General features: G+C 41.6%; 22 protein-coding genes. 19 read left to right on the forward strand and 3 right to left on the reverse strand.

The features are described 5' to 3' along the window. From J1C77_RS03920 to J1C77_RS03975, 12 genes are all read left to right on the forward strand, one after another. Positions 1–1,143 (forward strand): acetylornithine transaminase, encoded by a 1,143-nt coding sequence (locus tag J1C77_RS03920; protein WP_002921811.1) that lies wholly within the window; start codon positions 1–3, stop codon positions 1,141–1,143. Between the two features lie 146 nt (positions 1,144–1,289). Beyond that, positions 1,290–1,622, forward strand: coding sequence for a hypothetical protein (locus J1C77_RS03925; RefSeq protein WP_002921810.1), 333 nt, complete (start codon positions 1,290–1,292; stop codon positions 1,620–1,622). An 18-nt stretch (positions 1,623–1,640) separates the two neighbouring features. Further along, positions 1,641–1,850, forward strand: coding sequence for a helix-turn-helix transcriptional regulator (locus tag J1C77_RS03930; RefSeq protein ID WP_002921807.1), 210 nt, complete (start codon positions 1,641–1,643; stop codon positions 1,848–1,850). 91 nt (positions 1,851–1,941) lie between these two features. After that, positions 1,942–2,706 (forward strand): DUF3169 family protein, encoded by a 765-nt coding sequence (locus tag J1C77_RS03935; RefSeq protein ID WP_002921806.1) that lies wholly within the window; start codon positions 1,942–1,944, stop codon positions 2,704–2,706. A gap of 28 nt (positions 2,707–2,734) precedes the next feature. After that, on the forward strand, positions 2,735–3,277 hold the full coding sequence (locus J1C77_RS03940) for a DUF3267 domain-containing protein (protein ID WP_002921805.1): 543 nt from the start codon (positions 2,735–2,737) through the stop codon (positions 3,275–3,277). Then, the gene (locus J1C77_RS03945) at positions 3,274–3,975 is read left to right on the forward strand and encodes a CPBP family intramembrane glutamic endopeptidase (RefSeq protein ID WP_002921799.1); all 702 of its coding nucleotides are present in this window, start codon (positions 3,274–3,276) and stop codon (positions 3,973–3,975) included. Before J1C77_RS03940 ends, J1C77_RS03945 begins: the two co-directional genes overlap by 4 nt. A gap of 21 nt (positions 3,976–3,996) precedes the next feature. Next, positions 3,997–4,650 carry a CPBP family intramembrane glutamic endopeptidase gene (locus tag J1C77_RS03950; protein WP_002921798.1) on the forward strand — a complete coding sequence of 218 codons (654 nt, stop codon included), beginning with the start codon at positions 3,997–3,999 and terminating at the stop codon, positions 4,648–4,650. A 161-nt stretch (positions 4,651–4,811) separates the two neighbouring features. Beyond that, on the forward strand, positions 4,812–5,729 hold the full coding sequence (locus J1C77_RS03955) for a diacylglycerol/lipid kinase family protein (RefSeq protein ID WP_002921796.1): 918 nt from the start codon (positions 4,812–4,814) through the stop codon (positions 5,727–5,729). Between the two features lie 351 nt (positions 5,730–6,080). Next, entirely contained in the window at positions 6,081–7,016 is a 936-nt protein-coding gene (locus J1C77_RS03960; RefSeq protein ID WP_002904132.1) for a helix-turn-helix domain-containing protein, read from the forward strand. A 181-nt stretch (positions 7,017–7,197) separates the two neighbouring features. Then, on the forward strand, positions 7,198–9,621 hold the full coding sequence (locus J1C77_RS03965; RefSeq protein WP_002921794.1) for a GBS Bsp-like repeat-containing protein: 2,424 nt from the start codon (positions 7,198–7,200) through the stop codon (positions 9,619–9,621). 94 nt (positions 9,622–9,715) lie between these two features. Continuing rightward, positions 9,716–10,330, forward strand: a complete 615-nt coding sequence (locus J1C77_RS03970; protein ID WP_002904134.1) for a DUF6287 domain-containing protein — start codon at positions 9,716–9,718, stop codon at positions 10,328–10,330. A gap of 77 nt (positions 10,331–10,407) precedes the next feature. Further along, positions 10,408–10,713, forward strand: a complete 306-nt coding sequence (locus J1C77_RS03975) for a hypothetical protein (RefSeq protein ID WP_002900763.1) — start codon at positions 10,408–10,410, stop codon at positions 10,711–10,713. A gap of 58 nt (positions 10,714–10,771) precedes the next feature. Here the strand turns inward: J1C77_RS03975 and nrdF are convergent, their stop codons facing one another. From nrdF to nrdH, 3 genes are all read right to left on the reverse strand, one after another. Continuing rightward, positions 10,772–11,731, reverse strand: coding sequence for a class 1b ribonucleoside-diphosphate reductase subunit beta (gene nrdF, locus J1C77_RS03980; RefSeq protein WP_002921790.1), 960 nt, complete (start codon positions 11,729–11,731; stop codon positions 10,772–10,774). 156 nt (positions 11,732–11,887) lie between these two features. Continuing rightward, positions 11,888–14,047, reverse strand: a complete 2,160-nt coding sequence (gene nrdE, locus J1C77_RS03985; protein ID WP_002921787.1) for a class 1b ribonucleoside-diphosphate reductase subunit alpha — start codon at positions 14,045–14,047, stop codon at positions 11,888–11,890. Between the two features lie 160 nt (positions 14,048–14,207). Continuing rightward, positions 14,208–14,426: a glutaredoxin-like protein NrdH gene (nrdH, locus tag J1C77_RS03990; RefSeq protein ID WP_002897920.1), complete on the reverse strand. Its 219-nt coding sequence runs from the start codon at positions 14,424–14,426 to the stop codon at positions 14,208–14,210. A gap of 597 nt (positions 14,427–15,023) precedes the next feature. Here nrdH and J1C77_RS03995 point away from each other — a divergent pair. From J1C77_RS03995 to glgA, 7 genes are all read left to right on the forward strand, one after another. Continuing rightward, on the forward strand, positions 15,024–15,287 hold the full coding sequence (locus J1C77_RS03995) for a phosphocarrier protein HPr (RefSeq protein ID WP_002921782.1): 264 nt from the start codon (positions 15,024–15,026) through the stop codon (positions 15,285–15,287). Between the two features lies 1 nt (position 15,288). Beyond that, the gene (gene ptsP, locus J1C77_RS04000; protein WP_002900755.1) at positions 15,289–17,022 is read left to right on the forward strand and encodes a phosphoenolpyruvate--protein phosphotransferase; all 1,734 of its coding nucleotides are present in this window, start codon (positions 15,289–15,291) and stop codon (positions 17,020–17,022) included. A gap of 235 nt (positions 17,023–17,257) precedes the next feature. Continuing rightward, entirely contained in the window at positions 17,258–18,682 is a 1,425-nt protein-coding gene (locus J1C77_RS04005) for an NADP-dependent glyceraldehyde-3-phosphate dehydrogenase (protein ID WP_002921780.1), read from the forward strand. Positions 18,683–19,067: 385 nt separating this feature from the next. Continuing rightward, positions 19,068–20,978, forward strand: coding sequence for a 1,4-alpha-glucan branching protein GlgB (gene glgB / locus J1C77_RS04010; protein WP_002902694.1), 1,911 nt, complete (start codon positions 19,068–19,070; stop codon positions 20,976–20,978). A gap of 6 nt (positions 20,979–20,984) precedes the next feature. Continuing rightward, complete coding sequence (locus J1C77_RS04015; RefSeq protein WP_002897914.1) at positions 20,985–22,127, forward strand: glucose-1-phosphate adenylyltransferase; 1,143 nt, start codon at positions 20,985–20,987, stop codon at positions 22,125–22,127. Next, complete coding sequence (gene glgD / locus J1C77_RS04020) at positions 22,117–23,256, forward strand: glucose-1-phosphate adenylyltransferase subunit GlgD (protein WP_002921778.1); 1,140 nt, start codon at positions 22,117–22,119, stop codon at positions 23,254–23,256. The genes J1C77_RS04015 and glgD overlap by 11 nt, the downstream gene beginning before the upstream one ends. Next, positions 23,253–24,683, forward strand: coding sequence for a glycogen synthase GlgA (gene glgA / locus J1C77_RS04025; RefSeq protein WP_002900748.1), 1,431 nt, complete (start codon positions 23,253–23,255; stop codon positions 24,681–24,683). The genes glgD and glgA overlap by 4 nt, the downstream gene beginning before the upstream one ends. Positions 24,684–24,848: the final 165 nt, after the last annotated feature.

The following is a 24,848-nucleotide window of genomic DNA, read 5'->3' on the forward strand; positions in this document are numbered from 1 at the left end:
ATGACTTATTTATTTGAAAACTACAAGAGGGCACCTATTGAGTTTGTTAAAGCAGAGGGCTCCTATCTGATTGACAGTGAGGGAAAGTCTTATTTAGACTTTTCATCGGGGATTGGTGTAACCAATCTTGGCTTTCACCCGCAGGTCCAGCAAGCTTTGATCCAGCAAGCAGGGCGCATCTGGCACAGTCCCAATCTCTATCTTAGCTCTCTGCAAGAGCAGGTGGCTCAGGAACTGGCAGGTTCTTATGATTATTTGGCTTTTTTTTGCAATAGCGGAGCAGAAGCCAATGAAGCAGCTATTAAGTTAGCCCGCAAAGCTACTGGCAAGCAAGGCATTATCACTTTTCAGCAATCCTTTCATGGTCGGACCTTTGGCGCTATGGCCGCAACAGGACAGGATAAGATTAAGGAAGGATTTGGTGATGGGGTGCCTCATTTTAGCTATGCGATTTACAATGATTTGGCCAGCGTAGAAGACTTGGCCAATCAGGATACGGCAGCTGTCATGCTGGAATTGGTCCAAGGAGAATCGGGGGTTCGTCCAGCAGAAGTAACCCTTGTCAAAGACTTGGCTGATTTTTGCCAACGAGAGGGGATTTTGCTGATTGTTGATGAGGTCCAGACAGGTATGGGGCGCACTGGTCAGCTTTATTCCTTTGAGCATTATGGGATTATACCGGATATTGTGACACTGGCTAAGGGTCTGGCCAATGGCCTGCCCGCTGGCGCTCTATTAGGAAAATCTAGCTTGGCTCCAGCTTTTGGACCTGGCAGTCACGGCTCTACCTTTGGTGGCAATAAATTAGCCATGGCAGCCGCCTTGGAGACCTTGCATATCATGAAAGAAGCGGGCTTTCTAGAAGAAGTCAGGTCTAAGAGTGATATCTTATTGGAGCAGCTGCAGCTTGCTTTTCAGGACCATCCAAAGATTTCTGCTGTTCGAGGTCTGGGCATGATGATTGGGATTGAAACAAGTGCCAGTCTGTCAAAGATTGTTGAAGCCGCTCGTCAGAAGGGATTGATTATCCTGACCGCCGGAGAGAATGTTATCCGTCTCCTGCCGCCTTTGACTGTCAGCAGGGAGGAAATTCAGCAGGGGATTGCTATTTTAAAAGAAGTATTTTCAGAAGTAGATGAATAAAGGAAAAGGATTCAGTTTGAGCTGGATTCTTTTTTGTCTATGGTAATAGCGTTTTTGACAATGATTATTATTTTTTTGACAAAGATACTTGTCAAAAAGAAAAGAATCTGTTACAATACTTTTGAACAGGAAATGGAGGGACGCTTATGAATGCATTCTTATGGTTCTTGCTTCCGATGACTTTTATGGTTTTTATCTTTGGGATTGATTCTTCCAATAAGCTAAAACGGATGCAGGGACGGATAAAGTCTTTAGAAAGAAAAAGAAAGGGGAACAAAACAATGTCACAATTTTTAAAAGAAATGATTGGAAAGAAGCCGACAATTATGAGCGAGTCAATTGGAACCAATAACTGGCTGGTAAACTGGCTGGTAGTGGATGTGGATGAAGAATGGGTCAAGCTGAGCATGACAGATAAAAAAGGTCAGACCAAGACCAAGCTGATTCGTATTGAAGACATTCGGTCTATCGAGCTTTAGGAGAAGTGGGGGATTTTAATGAAATTAAGAAATCGACTCAAGGAGTTGAGGGCGCGTGACGGTCTCAACCAGACAGAACTGGCTAAGCTGGCCGGTGTTTCCAGGCAGACAATCAGCCTTATAGAGAGAGGCGAATATACCCCATCGATTGTGATTGCCCTTAAGATTGCCCATATTTTCAACGAAAATGTTGAGAATGTCTTTCGGCTGGTGGAGGAAGAAGAATGAAGAAGCAATTGAGATTCATTTCAACAGGAACTAAAATAGTCTATCTGCCTTCCTGTATCATCTATTGTAAAAAAATAAAGGAGAAGAAGTCGTGAAAGAGCAAAAACGTATATCTAAACAGAAAAGAGTTTTATATAATGTCCTTATATTGCTAGCTGGAGCTTTTATAGGTGGTCTGTCTATTTTGTTTTCTGAAACTGGTCTGCTAAAAAATATCAGTTGGTCGACTATTTTTACTGTTCAACTGCTGCGACAGTTAGGTCGGGCTAGTCTAATTATTCTTTATCCTTTAACCTTTTTCTTGATTTATCGGACTCGTAAATACAATGAAGCCTATGAAAAAGAAGCAGATGAGGATAAGAATTATGAATGGTACTGTTTAACATTTAAAAATTTGGAATACTCGACTATTGTCTTTAATATCAGCAGTGCTATCGTTCTTTTTACGATTTTAGTTGGAGTCGTTTATATCGGAAATATCACTAATCATAAGAGCCCGCTTCAGTGGAGTCTTGTAGATTATTCGATTGCCTTTCTTTATTTTATTTTGCAAGTTGTCTTTTTAAAGACAGTTCAGAAGGTGCGGCACTATAAGTTATCAGCCTTCCCGACTACTGAGGAAATAAAAGAATTTGTGCTCTCTTATGATGAATCAGAGCTGCAAGCCAATTATGAACAGTGCTATCTTATTCTCTTTAATGTAAATCAGAGACTTCTGCCAGCCCTCTATGTTATTTTAGGGATAGTGGGAACTTTCACACCCCTCAATGTCGTTTCTGGTTTTGTCGTCCTAGTGGTGATCCATATCTATATCAATCTTATGTATTATCCAATGGTAAGAAAATATTTCAAATAAGCTTATTTCCCGATGAAAGGCGGAAATTATGAAACTACTGAAAGAACTTGATTTTATCCATAATAAAAAGGTCAATCTGGCTCTGAATATAACGGCCGTATTGCTGATCTTCCCTTTTCTAGCCCTCTTTACCTGGATTGCTATTCTAATGTATGGCAAGGGCAGCGAAGTTTTTCATTTCTTTGACTTATTCTACCTCCTTGTTCTAATGGTCATCCATGAGCTGATCCACGGCTTTTTCTTTAAGGTCTTGGGGGATGAAAATACCAAGGTCAAGTTTGGTTTTAAGAGCGGCATGGCCTATGCGACTAGCCCAGGCAGTCGTTACAGTCGGAAAAGGATGCTCGTCATTATCCTGGCACCATTCTTTCTGATTAGCCTAGCCCTGACCTTGATCTATGCCTTGCATATTCTGACTGCGACCTCTTATATCGTTCTTGCTAGCTTCCATGCAGCCGGCTGTGCAGGAGATTTTTTTCTGGCTGTCGCTATTCTCCGGCAGAAGGGTGATATCGCTGTTGAGGATACGGAAGTCGGTATTAATATTTATCAAAAGGAGAGTACAAAATGAACAACTTCAAATCAACTGCTTTAGGACTTGTAAAATGGATAGGCTTAATTGCTCTTAGCCTCCTTATAAATATTGCTCCGATGCTATTCTTGAGGCTCGGGAAGAGTTTACCTATATATGCAGAAATCTTATTGGTAGCCTTGTATCTGATTTTAGTTTTCCTGATTTTTCGTAGCTTGTGGCGGCGTTATCAGAAGCATGTGCCTGAAGAAAAGAAAAAATTCAAACAGTCTGGCAAGGACATCGGTTTTGCTTTTCTATTCTTTTTCCTTGCCAGAGTGGCTGCTATTGTCGGTGTTTATCTCAATCTCATCCTGAGCGGCAATTCCCAGACCAGTAATGACAGCGCCATACAAGGGCTAGGGGGAATGATGTCTTCGCAGCATATCTTTTTTGCCTTGCTCTTTGTTGCAACGATTGCTTTTATCGCTCCTATCATGGAAGAATTAATTTTCCGCGGTTTTGGGACTGCCTTCTTTTTCAAAAATAATCAAAAAGTTTTGGCTGCCATTGTGACTTCTGTGGTCTTCACCCTGCCTCATATCACCCAATTGACTGAGTTTCCAATTTATTTCGCACTTGGGCTGGTTCTTTATTTATCCTATGCTCGTCGGGGGAATATAAAAGATTCCATGTTGGTTCATATCCTGAACAATCTCCCCATGGCTATAATACTGCTGCTAGCTATGTTTAAGTAAATCAATCTATAAGGAATCACTATGAAATTAAAAACTTTCTTTACTAATTTTGGCCTTTATATTCTTGTCCTCTTGGCCTATTCCTATATCTTTTCGGCTATAGTTGTCTTCACTATAGGTTCTCTGACAGGGGGATCTTCTCAACTATTGATTTTGCCGATTTTTGTCATACTTGCCAGTCTCTATTCTTTTGCCATGTGGAAATGGTACCAGAAAGATTTGAAACTGGAAATCAAAAATACCAAGCTGACCAGCTCTATCTGGCTTCCCAGCGCCCTCTTGCTTACTTTTATCATCTTCCAGCAGCTCGTTCCTATTGAATCTTCTGCCAATCAGAACACTGCTGTACAATTGATTCAGCAGCAGCCGGCCTTTGCTTTTCTATACATGGTAATCTTTGCTCCTATTCTTGAGGAGTTGCTGACACGAGGATTTTTGGCTAAGTTTCTCTTTCCTGACCAAAATAGCTTGGCGAAAGTCCTGCTCTATTTAACTGTATCTGCCAGCTTTTTCTCTCTTCTGCACATGCCGGGCAATCTTGTCCAGTTTCTCGTTTACTTCATCTTAGGGGCAATCTTTGGCCTAGGCTATTTGGCTAAGAAGGATCTGCGCTACTCAATTGGCCTACATCTGGCCAATAACCTAATTGCCTTTGTTCTCATTGTCTTCTTTTAATAGAAAAACTAAATATAAGACAGCACTTCTAAAGTTAGGCAGAAAAGTCTAACGGCAGAAGTGTTTTTCTGTGGAATGGATTTTAAATACCAAACTGCTTTTCTGATCTTTCGAAAGCTAGCAGTTTCAAATTCTTGTGAAAGTGTTTTCCAGATGGTATAATGAGCTATCAAATGAAAAGAGGTTTCCTTATGTCTAAAGTCCTATTAATTGTCAACCCTAGCTCGGGAGGAGAAAAAGCCAAGTCCTATGAAGACTTGGCAAGGGAAAAGCTGGCAGAATGTTTCGATGAGGTAGTGGTCAAGCATACTGAAAAAGGTGGAGACGCAGCAGTTTTTGCTAAGCAAGCCGCAGAAGACCATTATGATAGCGTCTTTGTCATGGGTGGCGATGGTACTGTCAATGAAGGAATCAGCGGCCTGGCTGAACTAGACTATCGTCCGACTTTTGGCTTCTTTCCACTTGGTACGGTCAATGACTTGGCGCGTGCTCTTGGCATTCCCCTAGACGCTGAAGAAGCCATTCAGAATCTGGATATCAATAAAGTCAAGCCACTTGATATCGGCAAGATTAATGACCAGTACTTTATGAATGTGGTTGCCATTGGAACTATTCCTGAATCGATCAACAATGTAGATTCTGAAGACAAGACCAAGTGGGGCAAGTTTGCCTACTTTATCTCAGGCTTCAAGCAGTTGATGGATACTAGTTTTTACGAGTTTCACTTGAAGATTGATGGAGAAGAGCGCACGATAAAGAGCAGCACACTCTTGATTGGCTCTACCAACTCAATCGGAGGTTTCGAAAGCATTCTCCCTGAAGCCACTGTCAATGACGGCTTGCTTCATCTTTTGTATCTTAAGGATAAAAACCTCTTGGACACCTTGGTTTCTGTGCCGGATTTGATCTCGGGAAATGGCGAAGAAAGTAATAATATCGAGTATCTGACCTTCAAGGAAATCACAGTTAAGTTGGCTGATGACAAGGCAGAGCTCAGCGTCAACGTTGACGGAGATGAGGGCGACCAACTGCCTGTGACGATTCGTGTCTTGCCATCTCACTTGAATGTGTATTGCTAGTTTTTTGTGTTTAGGCTTAAAAAAGAATATGGTAGAAGGACTCCAAACTTTTAAGTTTGGGGTCCTTTAATATTTGTAATATGCTAATTTTTAGATTTACATACTTTTCTCAAGTGATGGCGGACGTCAGCGACCTCCTGCAGAGTTCCATGACTAGCTATTGAGCCTAAGGTCTCAATAGCTCCGCTCTACCTAACTGTTGCAACAGTTAGGTAGATTTCATCACTGAGAAAAGGAAGTAATCTTTTTGGAATTTTATTAGTAAAATCTTTCCAATTATGCTATAATAAATCTAGAATAACATGATAACATAACCAAAAGTTTCCTGATTTATTTGGGAGGGGATTGACGATGCAAGGAAAAGAATTTGGACAGCATTTGAAACAGCTTCGATTAAATAGGGGCTGGACTAAGGAGCAATTGTGTGGTGATGAGTCAAAGCTTTCTATACGGCAGTTAACCCGTTTGGAGTCAGGCATTTCCCAGCCTACTCTTTCTACTTTAGAATATCTGGCTTTCTGTCTAGAGGTCGATTTGACAACTTTGACAGGAAGTAAAAAAGAAGATGTAGCTCTACCTACTGACTATCAGCGCTTGAAGTATAAGCTGATTCGGACGACCACTTATGGCAATACCGAAGCTTTGTTCGAATTGGAGCATATCATAGATGAAATTTTTGAAGTTTATTATGATGATTTGCCAGAAGCTGAGCAGAATGTAATGGATATCTTGCAATCAAAGATTTATACTTATACTTCTGAGAAATTCCATAAGTATGGAATGACTCTCTTTGCCCAGCATTTGGACGATTTGCAGAGTAAAAAGCATTATGACGTGAATGATTTACTCTACATCCAGCTCTATCAGATCTATGTGGGAGATGAAGAGGAGATTCGGTCAGCTAAGTTTGATAAGGAATTATATGCAAGAATCGCTCAGCGATTACTGCAGTCAGTTGACTATATTCCAAATGAATATCTCTTTCTCATGCGAGATGCTCTACTGACAATCCCAGGTATTGAGTGCGAGCGAAAAGAGTTCATTTATACAAAAGATACGCTCAACAAACTTAATGTAATCATGGAATTGACAGAGGACTATCAAAAGAAACCGCTGATAAGAATGTTAGAGGGAGAATATGAGCTTTTCGTACACAAGGACGAGAAAAAAGCTCAACAATACTATGAAGAGGGACTGACACTGGCAAGATTGTTAGGTCATACTTTTCTATCTAAAAAAATGGCTGAGGAGTGGAATAAAGAACTTCGGCTCTATCATCAAGGCTAGCAGGACATCTATGTCCTGTTTTTTATTTGTAATTGAGTCTATAATTGAAACATGGAAAAAGTTAAATAGGAAAGGAGAGAATCACATGTTTAGGATTTCTTATTATCTCGCCATGATTTGGTTTTGGCTTTAGGAAATTAAATGTTGTCGTGCACAAAGATTAATAAAGGGAGCAAATAAAATGAAAAATCAATTTTTTAATAAGCAGGTTCAACGTTTTTCTATTCGTAAATATTCTCTAGGAGCAGTTTCAGTGCTTCTAGGAACATTATTATTTGCAGGGACTCAAACAGTTGCTGCTGATCAAGTAATTTCGCCAACTGGTACTGATTCAGTAGTTTCTACAGCACCTTCTGACATAGCTGTGGACACAAATCAGAGTGTTTCAGAAAAGTCAAATGCAACAGTAAGTTCTGATATTGAATCGGAAACAAAAAATGCTGTAAATAACAATTTAGTTAGTATTGAAAATGGAGTAACTTCTGAAGTTCCTGAACCACTAGAAACTGAAAATAAAGCGACAAATGCAAATGATATTCCAATCAACACTGAGCCTGTTTCTGATCAAACTTCAACAGTTAATGAAAAACAGAAAACTGTTGAAATAAATCCAGTTATAGATGATCCTACTAATCCTAAACATTTAGTAACACGTGGCTATGCCGCTTCGAATGTAGATAAGCCAGCCACCTCAATTGTTAATGATGTCAGCCGCCGCCGTGCAACTAAAGAAGAAAAAACAACTCTCAAAACAACTGTTGGTAAAGTTGCAAACGGGACTGGACATACGACTTTACTGGCTACAGGGAATGGTTCAATCGCTCGAGGCGATGATTATCCAGTAAGGTTTAAAAATCTCCCTGATTATGCTGCGGACGATTGGGGACTTATTGTTAAAAATTGTACTTCATTTACTGCTTATAGATTAAGTTCAGTTAATGGTTTTAACATTCCTCGTGCGTACGGAAATGGCGGTGAATGGGGGTATCGGGCAAGAAGAGAAGGATATAGGGTAGATAATCATCCAGCTCTTGGCTCAGTCGCTTGGATTGATGATGGAAGTTACGGACATGTAGCATGGGTGTCCAATGTATTGGGAAATAATGTAGAAATTGAAGAATATAACTATGCTTGGAGTAAAAGTTATAATCGCAGAGTAGTTGCTGCAAGTTCAATCTCAGGCTTTATACATTTTAAAGATATCATTGGAGGTACATCCACACCGATTTCCCAGCCTTCTGATAATCAAGGAATCCCTGCCAGTGGAGTGTATCATTTCACTCAAAGAGCCTCCATTAAAGCTGAGCCTAAGATGTCTAGTCCTGAATTAGCTTATTATGATGCAGGACAAACTGTTACATATGATCGTAAATTGGAAGCAGATGACCATCAATGGATTAGCTATCTCTCCTTTGCTGGAAATCGTAGATATATTGCCATTGGAGTAACAAAGACAAAGGCTCCTTTAAAGGGAACCTTGACTATCCAAAACAATAATGCTCAGACAGGGACTTTTGATGTCATTGTATCTGATGTCTCTAGCCCGTATGGTGTGAAAGAAGTGAAATTACCAACTTGGTCAAGTGAAAATGGACAAGATGATATTGTTTGGTACACTGCTGCTAAACAGCCTAATGGAACATATAAAATAACTGTCAATGCAAATAAACATAAAGGTTCTACGGGAGAGTATAATATCCATCTATATTATGTTCAAAATAATGGGGAAATGGTTGGAGCTGGGGGAACGAAGACTACCGTTTCTATTAAGAAGCCTGAAGGGAAAATTACTATTCAAAATAATAATTCAAAAACAGGAACCTTTGATGTTGTTATATCTAACATTTCCAATCCTGGTGGTGTAAAAGAAGTAAAAGTACCTACATGGTCTAGTGCGAATGATCAAGATGATATTATTTGGTATACTCCTAAAAGACAATCGGATGGCACTTACAAATTGACAATAAAGGCTAGCGATCATAAATATTCCACTGGAAAATATAATGTGCATTTATACTATGTTCAAAATAATGGCCAAATGATTTGTGTAACAGGAACGACGACAGAAGTCTCTTTGGATAAGGAATTAATCCGGCCGACAGGAACTATTACTATTCGGAATAATACTTCAAAGACAGGTACCTTTGATATTATTGTGTCTAATGTTTCTAATCCTGGTGGTATAAAAGAAGTAAAGGTACCTACATGGTCTGCTGCCAATGACCAAGATGACGTGGTTTGGTACACTGCTAGCAAGCAACCAGATGGGACTTACAAACAGACTGTTAAAGTAAGTGATCATAAAAATTCCACAGGGAAATACAACGTTCATCTATACTACGTTCAGGATGACGGAAAACTTGTAGGTGCCGGCTCAGCTACTACGGAAGTCTCATTACCAGCTATATCTATTCCATCAAAAGGGAACTATGTTTTTCAAGGTTATGCTTCTATTCGGTCTGAAGCTAAAATATCAAGCCCAGAACTAGCAAACTTTGACAAAGGGAGCACAGTCTTTTATGATCAAACTTTTATTGCAGATGGCCATCAGTGGATTAGCTATGTTGGGTATAGTGGTAGCCGTCGTTATGTAGCAATAAATTAATTTTATAATATTTCAATATGATTATTGATTTTATTAATTCAAAATGTTACAATAAGATTACAAAAAGGTATTAATTCATGAGGAGGCCTCTTTTATGAAAAATGCAAAATTAATGTTTCTTGCGACTGCACTCACTTCTTCCATTATCTTGCTTGGTGCTTGCAGTAAACAGCAGGACAAGCAAACATCTCAAAGTAGTAGCTCTAGCCAAACAGTTCAAACTTCTAAATCAGATTCTAAGTCTGAAGCGAAAGCTGTTCCATCAGCTAGCCCAGATGAAACTGATGCAGCGTCAGTATCTTCTGAAGCTCAGCCTAAAAATGAAACAAAGTCTGACACGAAAGACCCAGCCACTCCAGCAGCGGGTATCGATGTCAATGCTTTGGCAGCAGGAGATTTTTCGACTGTAGCCGGTACTTGGCAAAATGATTTGGGGGATGCGATAGTATTGAATAATCAAGGGGTCGTTTCTCATACTCTGAATGGAAAAGAATCCAGCGATTATACTTTACTAAAAGGTCAAGTAAGCGATGGTAGTTATGTATCTACTCTTGCTTATACTGCTGGTAGCAGTAGCGCAACCTTTTTAGTAATTCCAGAAGGAGCTGTTTTGCCTGATACTGGAAACGAGAATCCTAAAGCACAGATTCGAGTTGGACAAGATGCTATCACTGCTTCCCAGCATCCGTATTATCGCGTATCTAATTAGTGACTGCATAAGTGGAGTTAGGGATGATGTTCCTAGCTCCACCTTTATTTGGATAAAAAACATGAAGGGAGGAAAAGATGGCTACTTTAATGATGAAAAAAATAGCTGAGGATTTAAATAAGACTAGAGTATTGGATGAAAATGGAGCTTTGGTAGCTTATTATGCCCTTCTGCCAGCTGACTTTTCTGGTGGTGACAGCAAGCTTTATCTTGAAAATCCAACGAGTCAAAGGCGGATGTATAGAATTTATCAAAATATGAAGCCCTTTTTATTTCCTATTGTCCCAGCTCATGACTGTACCGTGATTTATCTAACATCTGATGTTGGAGTTGAGATTACAGTCGCAGAACATCTGGAAGAATATATCTATGATAGTCAATAGATTAATAGTCAGTCAAAGACCCCCTCTTTCCGTATTTTGGAAAGAGGGATTCTTTTTCTTATAAACCGTAATTATAGTCGTCATCCTGCATGGCTTCAACTTCGCCCAGCAGGTAGCCGTTACCCACCTGGGAGAAGAAGTCATGGTTGGAGGTACCGGTTGAGATACCATTCATGACGATAGGATTGACATCGTCTGCCGAGTCTGGGAAGAGTGGATCTTGTCCCAGATTCATCAGAGCCTTGTTGGCATTGTAGCGCAGGAAGGTCTTGACCTCTTCGGTCCAGCCGACTGTGTCATACAGGCTTTCAGTGTAGCCTTCTTCATTTTCATAGAGGGTGTAGAGCAGGTCGTACATCCATTCTTTGAGTTTTTCTTGCTCGTCTTCTGGCAATTCGTTAAAAGCTAGCTGGAACTTATAGCCGATATAGGTTCCATGGACAGACTCGTCACGGATAATCAGCTTGATAATTTCAGCAACGTTGGCCAGTTTGTTATTACCCAGATAGTAGAGCGGAGTGAAGAAACCAGAGTAAAAGAGGAAGGTTTCCAAGAAAACGCTGGCTATTTTCTTTTCCAGAGCTGTACCATTCAGGTAAATCTCATTGATAATCTCAGCTTTCTTTTGCAGGTATGAGTTTGTATTAGTCCAAGCAAAGATTTCATCAATTTCTGACTTGGTGTTGAGCGTAGAAAAGATAGAAGAGTAGGACTTGGCGTGAACGGACTCCATAAATTGAATGTTGTTGAAGACAGCTTCTTCGTGAGCTGTTCGGACATCCTTGCGCAGGGCATCCACACCAGACTCAGACTGGAGGGTATCCAGCAGAGTCAGGCCACCGAAGACCTTGCCGACCAAGTCTTTTTCCTTGTGGGATAGCTTTCTCCAGTCATCTAGGTCATTGGATAGGGGAATCCGCGTATCCAGCCAGAATTGCTCAGTCAGTTTTTCCCAAGTGGACTTATCGATAACATCTTCGATAGCGTTCCAGTTAATGGCTTTGTAGTAAGTTTGCATTCTTTCTCCTTTAGTAGATGGTACGACCTGATGGGGTATCAGCTATCATTTCTTGGATACTACCCCAATATTTCACGATTTTACCTTCCTGTCCATGATGGGGAAGGTAAAATTGTGAAATGGTCGAATTTCCTTTTCTTTTTCTAAAATCTCTTGTTAGATCACACAGCTTTCACAATGGTTGGCACCTACTTCGCCACCATCATCAGTGAAGGTACGGACGTAGTAGATGGACTTGATACCCTTGTTGAAGGCATAGTTACGTAGGATAGAAAGATCGCGGGTTGTTTGCTTGCTTTCTTTTTTCCATTCGTAGAGGCCCTGAGGGATATCGCTGCGCATAAAGAGAGTTAGGGAAAGACCTTGGTCCACATGCTCAGTTGCGGCTGCATAGACATCAATAACCTTGCGCATGTCCATGTCATAAGCACTGGTGTAGTAAGGAATAGTCTCAGTTGACAGACCAGCAGCAGGATAGTAGATCTTACCGATTTTCTTTTCTTGACGTTCTTCGATCCGCTGGGTAATTGGATGGATTGAAGCAGAAACGTCATTGATGTAGCTGATAGAGCCATTAGGTGCAACTGCTAGGCGGTTTTGGTGGTAGAGGCCATCGGCCTTGATCTTGTCGCGCAACTCTACCCAATCTTCTGAAGATGGGATAAAGATGCCTGCGAAGAGTTCTTTGACACGGTCAGACTTAGGTACAAATTCACCCGTCAGGTATTTGTCAAAGTAAGTGCCGTTAGCATAGTCAGATTTTTCAAAGTTATGGAAGGTCACGCCACGTTCGCGAGCGATATTGTTAGACTCGACTAAAGTCCAGTAGTTCATGAGCATGAAGTAGATGCTAGTGAACTCTACAGCTTCCGCTGATCCATAATCGATCAGCTGCTGTGCCAAGTAGCTGTGCAGTCCCATAGCTCCCAGACCAAAGGTATGCGCCAGACTGTTACCATTGTCGATAGAAGGCACAGCTGTGATGTGCGAGCTGTCTGTGACAAAGGTCAAAGCGCGTGTCATAGTTCGGATGGATTTTCCGAAGTCAGGCGAAGTCATCATGTTGACAACGTTGGTAGAGCCTAAGTTACATGATACATCTGTTCCCAGGTGAAGATACTCTTGCGCATCATTCAAAAGGCTAGGCTCTTGTACTTGCAGGATTTCAGAGCAAAGGTTACTCATGACGATTTTACCGTCAATTGGATTTGAACGGTTGGCCGTATCAATGTTTACGACATAAGGATAGCCAGATTCTTGTTGGAGTTTAGAAATTTCTGTTTCCAAATCACGAGCCTTGATCTTAGTCTTAGTGATATTTGGATTAGCGACCAATTCATCGTATTTTTCAGTGATGTCGAGGTAGGCAAATGGCACACCGTACTCGCGTTCAACAGAATATGGGCTGAAGAGGTACATTTCTTCATTTTTACGCGCCAATTCGTAGAACTTATCCGGAATGACGACGCCGAGTGAGAGGGTTTTAACCCGAACTTTTTCGTCGGCGTTTTCTTTCTTGGTAGAAAGGAAAGAGATGATATCTGGGTGGAAAACATTGAGGTAAACAACCCCAGCTCCCTGACGTTGGCCCAGCTGGTTAGAGTAAGAGAAACTGTCCTCAAAGAGTTTCATAACAGGCACAACCCCAGATGCAGCACCTTCATAGCCCTTGATAGGAGCTCCAGCTTCCCGCAGATTGCTGAGGGAAATACCGACCCCGCCTCCGATACGAGACAATTGCAGGGCAGAGTTGATGGAGCGACCGATTGAGTTCATATCATCTGTTACTTGGATGAGGAAGCAGGAAACCAATTCGCCGCGACGAGCCCGACCAGCGTTGAGGAAGCTTGGTGTCGCCGGTTGGTAGCGCTGGTGGATAATCTCATTTGCAATATCCTTGGCAATGGCTTCATCTCCGTTGGCAAAGTAGAGGGCGTTGAAGAGTACCCGATCTTCCATGCTTTCCAGGTAGTATTCACCATCATTTGTCTTTAGTGCATACTGGTTGTAGAACTTATAAGCAGCCATGAAAGATTTAAACTTGAAATCTTGAGCATGGATAAAAGCAGTCAGCTCCTCGATGTATTCTGGAGAATAAAGTTCAATAAATTCCTTTTCCAAATAGTTCTCTTCTATTAAATATTTAATTTTTTCTGTGATAGAAGAAAATTGCTTGGTGTTTGGCTCAACGTTTTCTTTAAAAAAAGCTTTTAAGGCTTCTTGGTCTTTATGAAGCATAATCTGACCATTAACTGGACGGTTGATTTCGTTGTTGAGTCGGAAGTATGTCACATCCTCTAAATGTTTGAGTCCCATGTTTTCCCTTTTCTATATAAATAAGATAATTAGCTAGCGGAAAAATATCCGCCTTACAAAAGAAACGGCTCCTATGAGCATAGGAGCTGCAGTTTGCCCTGATAATCTATCTTTTAGTTTATCTCCCGATCAAGGCGCGCTACCCTCAAAATAAACTACATTAAGACAGTTTTTTCAATTTACCAGGTTGGAAACCAGAAAATGCCTCAGTTGCTGTCTGAATCACAGGAGCAGCATTGAAACCAAGATCTTTGACATGGTCAATGAATTCTGGCTGTTCGTCCAAGTTGATTTCGCGGTATTCTACATGATTAGTATCTAAGAAGCGCTTGGTCATTTTGCACTGAACGCAGTTGTTTTTTGAGTAAATAGTTACCATTAAAAATTCCTCTAAACTTTCGTTTTTTCTTTTAAATAATACGAAACTAGTATATCTAAAAGAAAATAGAATGTCAATAGTTTTGAACTAAATATTGTGTGATATTTTGTTATAGGATAGATTACAATACAATATATAGTGTTTATATAAGCGGTGAAAAGAAGTGAAAAATTGCAGAAAAGGAGCAAAATGCTGATGCGGCAATGCTTAAACAAGTCTTAAAATGTTAGAAAAATGACTGGCGGCTTTTCCGCCAAAAACAAAAATCCAATATCTTGTGTTACAGAATTTAGGGAATCACTAGGAGGAGTGGAGGGAGGAGTTTATATTCTTAATTTATGGAAATTAAGAATATAAAAATAAGAAATTTATGATTAAAAACTTGGTGGAAGCCATTTTTGAATAAAGCTTGGGGAATGTGGGATTTTGCTCGAAAATTCTCTTTTCAATATAATAAGAAGAGTTTTCATTTCCTAAGAAATATTTTGTAAGCGGGCTATAAAATTCTTGAAAAAGATTTCAAAAGGTGATATAATATCAACTTGTAAGGGTTATCACAATAACTCAAAAAGAATTATTTAAAAGGAGAGTCTAACTATGGCTTCTAAAGATTTCCACATTGTAGCAGAAACAGGTATTCACGCACGTCCAGCAACTTTGTTGGTTCAAACTGCTAGCAAATTCGCTTCAGGCATCACGCTTGAATACAAAGGTAAATCAGTAAACTTGAAATCTATCATGGGTGTTATGAGTCTCGGTGTTGGCCAAGGAGCTGATGTTAAGATCTCAGCTGAAGGTGCAGATGCAGACGATGCTATCGTTGCAATCTCTGAAACAATGGAAAAAGAAGGATTGGCTTAATATGACAGAAATGCTTAAAGGAATTGCAGCATCTGACGGTGTTGCCGTTGCTAAGGCATATCTATTAGTTCAACCGGATTTATCATTTGAGACTGTTTCAGTCGAAGATACGAATGCAGAAGAGGCTCGTTTGGATGCAGCTCTTGAAGCTTCACAGAACGAGCTTTCTGTTATCCGTGAGAAAGCAGTAGATAGCCTTGGTGAGGAAGCCGCTCAGGTATTTGACGCTCACTTAATGGTACTTGCTGACCCTGAAATGGTTGGGCAAATCAAAGAAACAATCCGTGCGAAAAAGACCAATGCAGAAGCTGGTCTGAAAGAAGTAACGGACATGTTTATCACTCTCTTTGAAAACATGGACGACAATCCATATATGCAGGAACGTGCGGCAGATATCCGCGACGTGACAAAACGTGTTCTTGCTAACCTTCTGGGCAAGAAATTGCCAAATCCAGCGTCTATCAATGAAGAATCAGTTGTCATTGCTCATGACTTGACTCCTTCTGATACAGCACAGCTGGATAAGAAATTTGTTAAAGCTTTTGTAACTAATATCGGCGGCCGGACAAGCCACTCTGCTATCATGGCTCGTACGCTTGAAATCGCAGCAGTATTGGGAACTAATAATATTACTGAGCTTGTAAAAGATGGCGATGTGATTGCAGCTAACGGTATCACTGGTGAAGTGATTATCAACCCAACTGAAGAACAAATCGCAGCATTTAAAGCAGCTGGTGAGGCTTATGCTAAGCAAAAAGCTGAATGGGAATTGCTTAAGGATGCTCAGACTGTGACTGCAGATGGCAAGCACTTCGAATTGGCTGCCAATATCGGTACACCAAAAGACGTTGAAGGTGTCAATGCTAATGGTGCAGAAGCGGTTGGTCTTTACCGGACTGAGTTCCTTTATATGGACTCTCAAGACTTCCCGACAGAAGATGAGCAGTATGAAGCATACAAGGCTGTGCTTGAAGGAATGAATGGAAAACCAGTAGTTGTTCGTACAATGGACATTGGTGGAGATAAGGAGCTTCCTTACTTCGATATGCCGCATGAAATGAACCCATTCCTTGGTTTCCGTGCTTTGCGTATCTCTATCTCTGAAACTGGCGATGCTATGTTCCGTACACAAATCCGCGCTCTCTTGCGTGCTTCTGTACATGGACAATTGCGTATCATGTTCCCAATGGTAGCCCTTCTAACAGAATTCCGCAAAGCTAAAGCGGTTTATGACGAAGAAAAAGCTAAGCTGCAAGCTGAAGGCGTTGCAGTAGCAGACAATATCCAAGTGGGTATTATGATTGAAATCCCAGCAGCAGCTATGTTGGCGGATCAATTTGCCAAGGAAGTAGACTTCTTCTCTATCGGTACCAACGACTTAATTCAGTACACTATGGCAGCTGACCGGATGAATGAGCAAGTCTCTTACCTCTATCAACCATACAACCCATCTATCCTTCGCTTGATCAACAATGTTATCAAAGCAGCTCATGCTGAAGGCAAGTGGGCAGGTATGTGTGGAGAAATGGCCGGCGATCAAACTGCGGTGCCATTGCTCGTAGGTATGGGCTTGGATGAATTCTCTATGAGTGCAACTTCTGTACTTCGGACTCGTAGCCTCATGAAGAAGCTGGATACGAAGAAGATGCAAGAACTGGCTCAGCGTGCACTTACTGAATGTGCAACGATGGAAGAAGTTCTTGAGCTTGAAAAAGAATATCTGGACTTTGATTAATCTGAAAAATTAAGATCAGGGAGATTTTCCTGGTCTTTTTTAGTTTTCTTCAAGGGAATAGTGAAGTTTGTGAAGAAAGTTGAAATCAAAGAAAACAGAAAATAAGCAGATCTAATATGAACAAAATTAGATAATCTATCTTAATTGTGAAAAAATTCTTTAAATTTATAACTTTTGGTTGAAATTTTCAGAAAATTTGGTAAAATAATATTTAATAACATTTTGGAGGGGACACGTGACACAATATAAAAACTATATAAATGGAGAGTGGAAAGTTTCTGAAAATGAAATTACCATCTCATCTCCTATCAACAATGAGATTTTAGGAACTGTGCCTGCCATGACTCAGGCAGAGGTTGACTATGCGATGGCAAGCGCTCGTGCGGCTTTGCCAGCTTGGCGAGCTCTTTCAGCAGTTGAACGTGCAGCTTATTTGCATAAGGTTGCGGATATTTTGGAACGCGATCAGGAGAAGATTGGCGAAATTCTTGCAAAAGAAGTTGCCAAGGGGATCAAAGCGGCAGTCGGAGAGGTAGTCCGGACAGCAGACTTGATTCGCTATGCGGCTGAAGAAGGCATTCGTATTCACGGTCAGGTTATGGAAGGTGGCGGCTTTGAAGCTGCCAGTAAGAAAAAACTGGCTGTGGTCCGTCGTGAGCCTGTAGGAGTTGTATTGGCTATTGCGCCATTTAACTACCCAGTTAATCTGTCAGCTTCGAAAATTGCTCCTGCCCTTATCGGCGGAAATGTAGTGATGTTTAAGCCGCCTACTCAAGGCTCAATCTCTGGTTTGCTCTTGGCTCAGGCTTTTGCTGAGGCAGGTCTGCCTGCTGGTGTTTTCAATACCATCACAGGACGTGGTTCAGAAATCGGGGATTACATCATTGAGCATAAGGAAGTAAACTACATTAACTTTACTGGCTCCACTCCAATCGGTGAGCGCATCGGTAAGTTAGCTGGTATGCGTCCAATTATGTTAGAATTGGGTGGTAAGGATGCTGCAGTTGTTCTGGAAGATGCTGACTTGGAGCATGCAGCTAAGCAGATTGTTGGCGGGGCATACAGTTATTCCGGTCAGCGCTGTACGGCTATTAAACGTGTCATTGTCATGGAGAGCGTAGCAGATAAATTAGCGGCGCTGATTAAGGCAGAGGTAGAGAAACTGACGGTTGGTGATCCCTTTGATAATGCGGATATCACACCAGTCATTGATAATGCATCAGCAGATTTCATCTGGGGCTTGATTGAAGATGCTCAGGAAAAGGGAGCGTCAGCCTTGACAGAAATCAAACGTGAAGCAAATCTCATCTGGCCTGCCTTGTTTGACCATGTGACACTGGATATGAAATTAGCTTGGGAAGAGCCATTTGGTCCTGTTCTTCCGATTATTCGTGTGACTTCCGTTGAAGAGGCTATTCAGATCTGTAACCAGTCAGAGTTTGGTCTTCAATCTTCAGTCTTTACAAATGATTTCCCTAAAGCATTTGAAATTGCTGAGAAACTGGAAGTGGGTACTGTACACATCAATAATAAGACCCAACGTGGTCCAGATAACTTCCCATTCCTTGGAGTTAAGGGATCTGGAGCCGGAGTGCAAGGGATTCGTTACAGTATCGAAGCGATGACACAAGTGAAATCCATCGTGTTTGATGTGAAATAATGAGAAAGGCGGCTTTGTGCGGCCTTTTTTCTTACATTGATTAACTTGTATATTTAACAAGATTATCGAATCATTTGAAAAGAATTAAGCATTTATATGTTTAATTGCTTATTATTTTAAAATGTAAATTTACATATTGGTCTATATCTTTATGAAAATTTTCATCTTTTTCTTGTTTTGGACAGCTCCTATATTTAGCGAAAAAGGAATAAAAACATACTTAGAGGCACAAAATGCAGTGTTTTCTCTCTGATTTATTACTAATTTTAGCTAATGTTCGGTTTTAGTGATTTTCCGTAAGGATATTTGAAATTTACTTGAAAAAGAGATAAAAATAATGTAGAATAGTATTATAGAAAACGCTTACAAATAGAAAGGTGATTGCATGGATAAGAACGAAGCATTAAGAACCTTTACAACAGGTGAAAACTTTCATTTGCAGCATTATCTAGGGGCGCATCAGGATGAAGTGGACGGCAAGTCTGGCTACTCTTTCCGCGTTTGGGCGCCTAATGCTCAGAGTGTCCATTTGATTGGAGATTTCACCAATTGGTATGAAGAGCAGATTCCAATGGTCCGAAATGAAGCGGGCGTTTGGGAAGTCTTCACAGAGCTGCCTAAGGAAGGAGATATTTACAAGTACAATATCAAGCGCAGCAGTGGTCAGGAAATTTTGAAAATTGATCCGCTGGCTATCTATCTGGAAGAGCGTCCGGGCACGGGAGCAGTTATTCGCACTATTCCTGAGAAGAAGTGGAAAGACGGTCTTTGGCTGGCACGCCGGAAGCGTTGGGGCTTCTTCTCTCGGCCGGTCAATATCTATGAAGTGCATGCCGGATCTTGGAAACGCAATGAAGACGGCAGTCCTTATAGCTTTGCCCAGTTAAAAGAAGACTTGATTCCGTATCTGGTGGAGATGAACTACACACATGTGGAATTCATGCCGCTTATGGCTCATCCACTTGGACTTAGCTGGGGCTATCAGCTCATGGGCTACTTCGCCTTTGAGCACACCTATGGCACGCCTGAGGAGTTTCAGGACTTTGTTGAAGAATGTCACTTGAACAATATCGGTGTCATTGTGGACTGGGTACCAGGTCATTTCACTATTAATGATGATGCTTTGGCCTACTATGATGGGACACCGACTTTCGAATATCAGGATCACGATCGGGCTCATAACTATGGCTGGGGTGCTCTCAACTTTGATTTGGGTAAAAATCAGGTTCAGTCTTTCTTGATTTCCAGCATTAAATTCTGGATTGATTTTTACCATCTGGATGGGATTCGGGTTGATGCTGTCAGCAATATGCTCTATCTGGACTATGACAGCGGCCCATGGCAACCAAATAAAGATGGCGGCAATCGCAACTATGAAGGCTATTACTTCCTGCAACGCCTCAATACGGTTATCAAGTTAGCCCATCCTGATGTCATGATGATTGCAGAGGAAAGTTCCTCAGAAACCAAGATTACTGGTATGAGAGAGCTGGGTGGTCTTGGATTTGACTACAAGTGGAATATGGGCTGGATGAATGATATCCTTCGTTTCTACGAGGAAGATCCGATTTATCGTAAGTACGATTTTAATCTGGTGACCTTTAGCTTTATGTACGCTTTCTCTGAAAATTTCCTCCTGCCATTCTCGCATGATGAAGTGGTTCACGGCAAGAAGAGTCTCATGCACAAGATGTGGGGTGACCGCTACAATCAATTTGCAGGGCTCCGCAACTTGCTGACCTATCAGATCTGTCATCCGGGCAAGAAATTGCTCTTTATGGGATCAGAATTTGGTCAGTTCCTAGAATGGAAGTCAGAAGAGCAACTAGAATGGTCTAATCTGGACGATCAGATGAACAAGAAGATGCAGGGCTTTACTGCTGCACTCAATGCCTTCTATAAAGACAATCGTCCGCTTTGGGAGATTGATCTGAGCTACGATGGCATCGAAATCATTGATGCGGATAATACTGATCAAAGTGTCCTCTCCTTTATCCGTAAGACGGAAAAAGGAGATATGTTAGTTTGTGTATTCAATATGGCGCCGGTAGAGCGGAAGAACTTTACCATTGGTGTTCCAGTGGAAGCCATTTATGAAGAAGTATGGAACACTGAATTAGAAGAATGGGGAGGTGTTTGGAAGGAACATAACGAAACAGTTCAGTCTCAAGAAGGACTTTGGAAAGATTATCCACAGACCTTGACCTTTACACTGCCAGCTCTTGGAGCCAGCATCTGGAAGATCAAGCGTCGGATTGCTCGTAAAAATGTTAAAAAAGATTCCACAAAGGAGTAATAGTCTATGAAGAATGAAATGCTAGCTTTGATTCTTGCCGGTGGGCAAGGAACTCGTCTTGGAAAGCTCACACAGAGTATCGCAAAACCAGCGGTACAGTTTGGCGGTCGCTATCGTATTATTGACTTCGCCTTGTCTAACTGTGCCAACTCCGGTATTCATAATGTCGGTGTCATTACTCAATACCAACCACTAGCTCTGAACAGTCATATCGGAAATGGTTCTAGCTGGGGGCTCGATGGTATTAACTCAGGCGTGTCCATTCTTCAGCCTTATTCTGCGAGCGAAGGAAATCGCTGGTTTGAAGGTACCAGCCATGCGATTTATCAAAATATCGACTATATCGACAGCATTAATCCTGAATATGTCCTGATTTTGTCTGGGGACCATATCTATAAGATGGACTATGATGACATGCTTCAATCTCACAAGGACAACAATGCCAGCTTGACAGTTGCCGTTCTGGATGTGCCTCTCAAAGAAGCCAGCCGTTTTGGTATCATGAATACAGATGCTAATAATCGGATTGTTGAATTTGAAGAAAAACCAGAACATCCTAAGTCAACCAAGGCTTCTATGGGGATTTATATCTTTGACTGGCAGCGTCTGCGCAATATGCTGGTAGCTGCTGAAAAGAGCAATGTGGATATGTCTGACTTTGGTAAGAATGTTATCCCTAACTACCTTGAATCTGGCGAAAGCGTTTATGCTTATGACTTTGCAGGCTATTGGAAAGACGTTGGTACAGTAGAGTCTCTCTGGGAAGCCAACATGGAATACATCAGCCCAGAAAATGCTCTGGATAGCCGCAATCGTCGCTGGAAGATTTATTCTCGCAACTTGATTTCTCCGCCAAACTTCATCAGTGAAAATTCCCACGTGGAAGACTCGCTGGTCGTTGATGGCTGTTTCGTTGACGGTACAGTAAAACACTCTATTCTTTCTACTGGTGCTCAAGTCAAAAAGGGCGCAGTCATTGAAGACTCTGTCATTATGAGTGGAGCTGTTATTGGCAAAGACGCTAAGATCAAGCGGGCCATTATCGGCGAAGGTGCTATCATCTCTGATGGTGTAGAGATTGATGGTACAGAGGAAGTATATGTTGTTGGATACAACGAGAAAGTGGGGGTACCAAAAGATGAAGATTGATAAATACTCAGCAATTTTAGGAAACACAGTCGGCTTCCATGATATGTCAACTCTGACAAATCATCGTCCAGTAGCCAGCTTGCCATTCGGTGGAAAATACCGCTTGATTGACTTCCCGCTTTCAAGTCTTGCCAATGCTGGTATCCGCAGTGTCTTTGGTATCTTCCAGCAGGACAATATCAGCTCTGTCTTTGACCATATTCGTTCTGGTCGTGAGTGGGGTCTATCTACCTTGCTCAGCCACTATTACCTGGGAATCTACAATACCCGTGTAGAAAGCTCTACAGTCGGTGAGGAATACTATGATCAGCTTTTGACCTACCTGAAACGTTCCGGTTCCAACCAAACGGTCGCACTTAACTGCGATATCTTGGTCAATATTGACCTCAATCAAGTTTTCCATTTGCACAATACAACAGAACAGCCAATCACAGTTGTCTATAAGAAATTGCACAAGGAAAATATCTCAGATGTGAATGCTGTCCTAGATATTGACGAAACGGACCATGTCAGAGGGCATAAACTCTTTGATGGCCGAGAAGATGCTGAGCTCTTCAATATGTCTACAGATATCTTTGTGGTGGATACTCCATGGCTGATTGAAAAGCTGGAAGAAGAAGCTAAGAAAGAGCATCCCCAAAAACTGCGCTATGTCCTGCGTGATTTAGCAACTCAGGAAGGGGCATTTGCCTACGAATATACAGGCTATCTGGCTAATATCTATTCTGTAGAGACCTACTACAGATCCAACATCGATATGCTTGAAAGTAAGAAATTCTACTCTCTCTTCAGTCCGAACCAAAAGATTTACACCAAGGTTAAGAATGAAGAGCCGACTTACTATGCTGAGTCTTCAAAAGTATCTCGCTCTCAGTTTGCGTCAGGAAGCATTGTGGAAGGTGAGGTCATCAATTCTGTAATTTCACGGAATACCAAGATTAAGACTGGAAGCAGTGTCAAACACAGTGTTCTCTTCCCTCGAGTGAAAGTTGGAGAAAATGCAACTGTCGAGTATGCGATTGTGGACAAGGGTGTTGAAATTGGCGAAGGAGTGGTGATTCGCGGAACAGCAGAAGACCCAATCGTAGTCAAGAAGGGCCAAAAAGTTACAGAGGACATAATTCGATGAAGATTTTATTTGCAGCAGCAGAAGGAGCCCCATTTTCTAAGACAGGTGGTTTGGGAGACGTTATCGGTGCTCTCCCCAAATCACTGGTCAAGGCTGGCCATGAAGTTGGTGTCATTCTGCCATACTATGACATGACCCATGCCAAATTTGGCGACCAAGTGGAAGACCTTTTCTACTTTGAAGTCAGTGTTGGCTGGCGCCGCCAGTACGTTGGAGTCAAGCGACTGGTCTTGAACGGTGTGTCCTTCTATTTTATTGACAATCAGCATTATTTCTTCCGCGGCCATGTTTACGGGGACTTTGATGACGGTGAGCGCTTTGCTTACTTCCAGTTAGCAGCAGTAGAGTTGATGGAGCGGATTGATTTCATTCCAGATGTTCTGCATGTTCACGATTATCATACAGCTATGATTCCTTTCTTGGTTAAGGAAAAATACCATTGGATTCAAGCATATCAGAATATCAAAACCGTCTTGACCATCCATAATCTGGAATTCCAAGGTCAATTCCCTGACAGCATGCTTTGGGAACTGTTTGGAGTGGGCTACGAGCGCTATGCAGACGGAACCCTGCGTTGGAATGACTGTCTCAACTGGATGAAGGCCGGCATTCTCTATGCGGACCGAGTGACAACTGTATCACCAAGCTATGCAGGTGAAATCCGTACACCAGAATTTGGCTGTAATTTGGATCAAATCCTGCGGATGGAGTCTGGTAAGCTGGTCGGAATTGTCAACGGTATAGATACAGATATCTATAATCCAGAAACGGATCCGCTATTAGCCCATCATTTTAACAAATCTGACTTATCTGGTAAACTAGAAAACAAGCGAGCTTTGCAAGAGCGAGTTGGTCTGCCTGTGCGTGATGATGTGCCGGTAGTTGGGATTGTTTCCCGTCTGACCCGTCAGAAAGGCTTTGATTTGGTAGTGGAAGAGCTGCACAATCTCCTCCAGGAAGATGTGCAGATTATCCTCTTGGGAACAGGGGATCCAGCTTTTGAACAGGCTTTCGCTTGGTTTGGCCATGCCTATCCTGATAAGCTTTCAGCCAACATTCTCTTTGATGTGACCTTGGCTCAGGAGATCTACGCTGCCAGCGATATTTTCCTCATGCCGAGTCGCTTCGAGCCTTGTGGCCTGTCACAAATGATGGCTATGCGCTATGGAACCCTGCCTTTGGTGCATGAAGTGGGTGGTCTGCGTGATACCGTAGAGCCTTACAATGTCTATACAGGACAGGGAACTGGCTTTAGCTTCAATAACTTTTCTGGCTACTGGCTGACTTGGACCTTCAAGGAGGCACTCAAGCTCTATGCCGATGACAAGGAAGCTTGGAAATCTCTGCAAGAGCAGGCGATGGAGAGAGACTTCTCTTGGGATACAGCCAGCAAGGCATACAGTGATTTATATCAATCACTTCTATAACATTTACTTTGGAATCAGTATAAAAAATCCTCTCTTGTCCATGGGACAAGGGAGGATTTCCGTGAGAATTACATTTTTATATATTATCATACTGTGTTGGAGCCCTGTTTTTAGCTTGTGGCTGAAGTGAGCGATTCCCATCTTGATTGAAAAAAGTATTTCTAC

The organism is Streptococcus sanguinis (genome assembly GCF_050223295.1).
Classification (GTDB): Bacteria; Bacillota; Bacilli; order Lactobacillales; family Streptococcaceae; genus Streptococcus; species Streptococcus sanguinis_X.

Bases quoted from the DNA above. Each gene is read 5' to 3' on its own strand.
- J1C77_RS03925 (WP_002921810.1), top strand. From the start codon at position 1,290: ATGAATGCATTCTTATGGTTCTTGCTTCCGATGACTTTTATGGTTTTT.
- J1C77_RS03950 (WP_002921798.1), top strand. From the start codon at position 3,997: ATGAAATTAAAAACTTTCTTTACTAATTTTGGCCTTTATATTCTTGTC.
- J1C77_RS03940 (WP_002921805.1), top strand. From the start codon at position 2,735: ATGAAACTACTGAAAGAACTTGATTTTATCCATAATAAAAAGGTCAAT.
- J1C77_RS03995 (WP_002921782.1), top strand. From the start codon at position 15,024: ATGGCTTCTAAAGATTTCCACATTGTAGCAGAAACAGGTATTCACGCA.
- ptsP (WP_002900755.1), top strand. From the start codon at position 15,289: ATGACAGAAATGCTTAAAGGAATTGCAGCATCTGACGGTGTTGCCGTT.
- nrdF (WP_002921790.1), bottom strand. From the start codon at position 11,731: ATGCAAACTTACTACAAAGCCATTAACTGGAACGCTATCGAAGATGTT.
- glgA (WP_002900748.1), top strand. From the start codon at position 23,253: ATGAAGATTTTATTTGCAGCAGCAGAAGGAGCCCCATTTTCTAAGACA.
- J1C77_RS03955 (WP_002921796.1), top strand. From the start codon at position 4,812: ATGAGCTATCAAATGAAAAGAGGTTTCCTTATGTCTAAAGTCCTATTA.
- J1C77_RS03975 (WP_002900763.1), top strand. From the start codon at position 10,408: ATGGCTACTTTAATGATGAAAAAAATAGCTGAGGATTTAAATAAGACT.
- nrdH (WP_002897920.1), bottom strand. From the start codon at position 14,426: ATGGTAACTATTTACTCAAAAAACAACTGCGTTCAGTGCAAAATGACC.
- J1C77_RS04015 (WP_002897914.1), top strand. From the start codon at position 20,985: ATGAAGAATGAAATGCTAGCTTTGATTCTTGCCGGTGGGCAAGGAACT.
- J1C77_RS03965 (WP_002921794.1), top strand. From the start codon at position 7,198: ATGAAAAATCAATTTTTTAATAAGCAGGTTCAACGTTTTTCTATTCGT.
- J1C77_RS03930 (WP_002921807.1), top strand. From the start codon at position 1,641: ATGAAATTAAGAAATCGACTCAAGGAGTTGAGGGCGCGTGACGGTCTC.
- J1C77_RS03920 (WP_002921811.1), top strand. From the start codon at position 1: ATGACTTATTTATTTGAAAACTACAAGAGGGCACCTATTGAGTTTGTT.
- glgB (WP_002902694.1), top strand. From the start codon at position 19,068: ATGGATAAGAACGAAGCATTAAGAACCTTTACAACAGGTGAAAACTTT.
- J1C77_RS03960 (WP_002904132.1), top strand. From the start codon at position 6,081: ATGCAAGGAAAAGAATTTGGACAGCATTTGAAACAGCTTCGATTAAAT.
- J1C77_RS03970 (WP_002904134.1), top strand. From the start codon at position 9,716: ATGAAAAATGCAAAATTAATGTTTCTTGCGACTGCACTCACTTCTTCC.
- nrdE (WP_002921787.1), bottom strand. From the start codon at position 14,047: ATGGGACTCAAACATTTAGAGGATGTGACATACTTCCGACTCAACAAC.
- glgD (WP_002921778.1), top strand. From the start codon at position 22,117: ATGAAGATTGATAAATACTCAGCAATTTTAGGAAACACAGTCGGCTTC.
- J1C77_RS03945 (WP_002921799.1), top strand. From the start codon at position 3,274: ATGAACAACTTCAAATCAACTGCTTTAGGACTTGTAAAATGGATAGGC.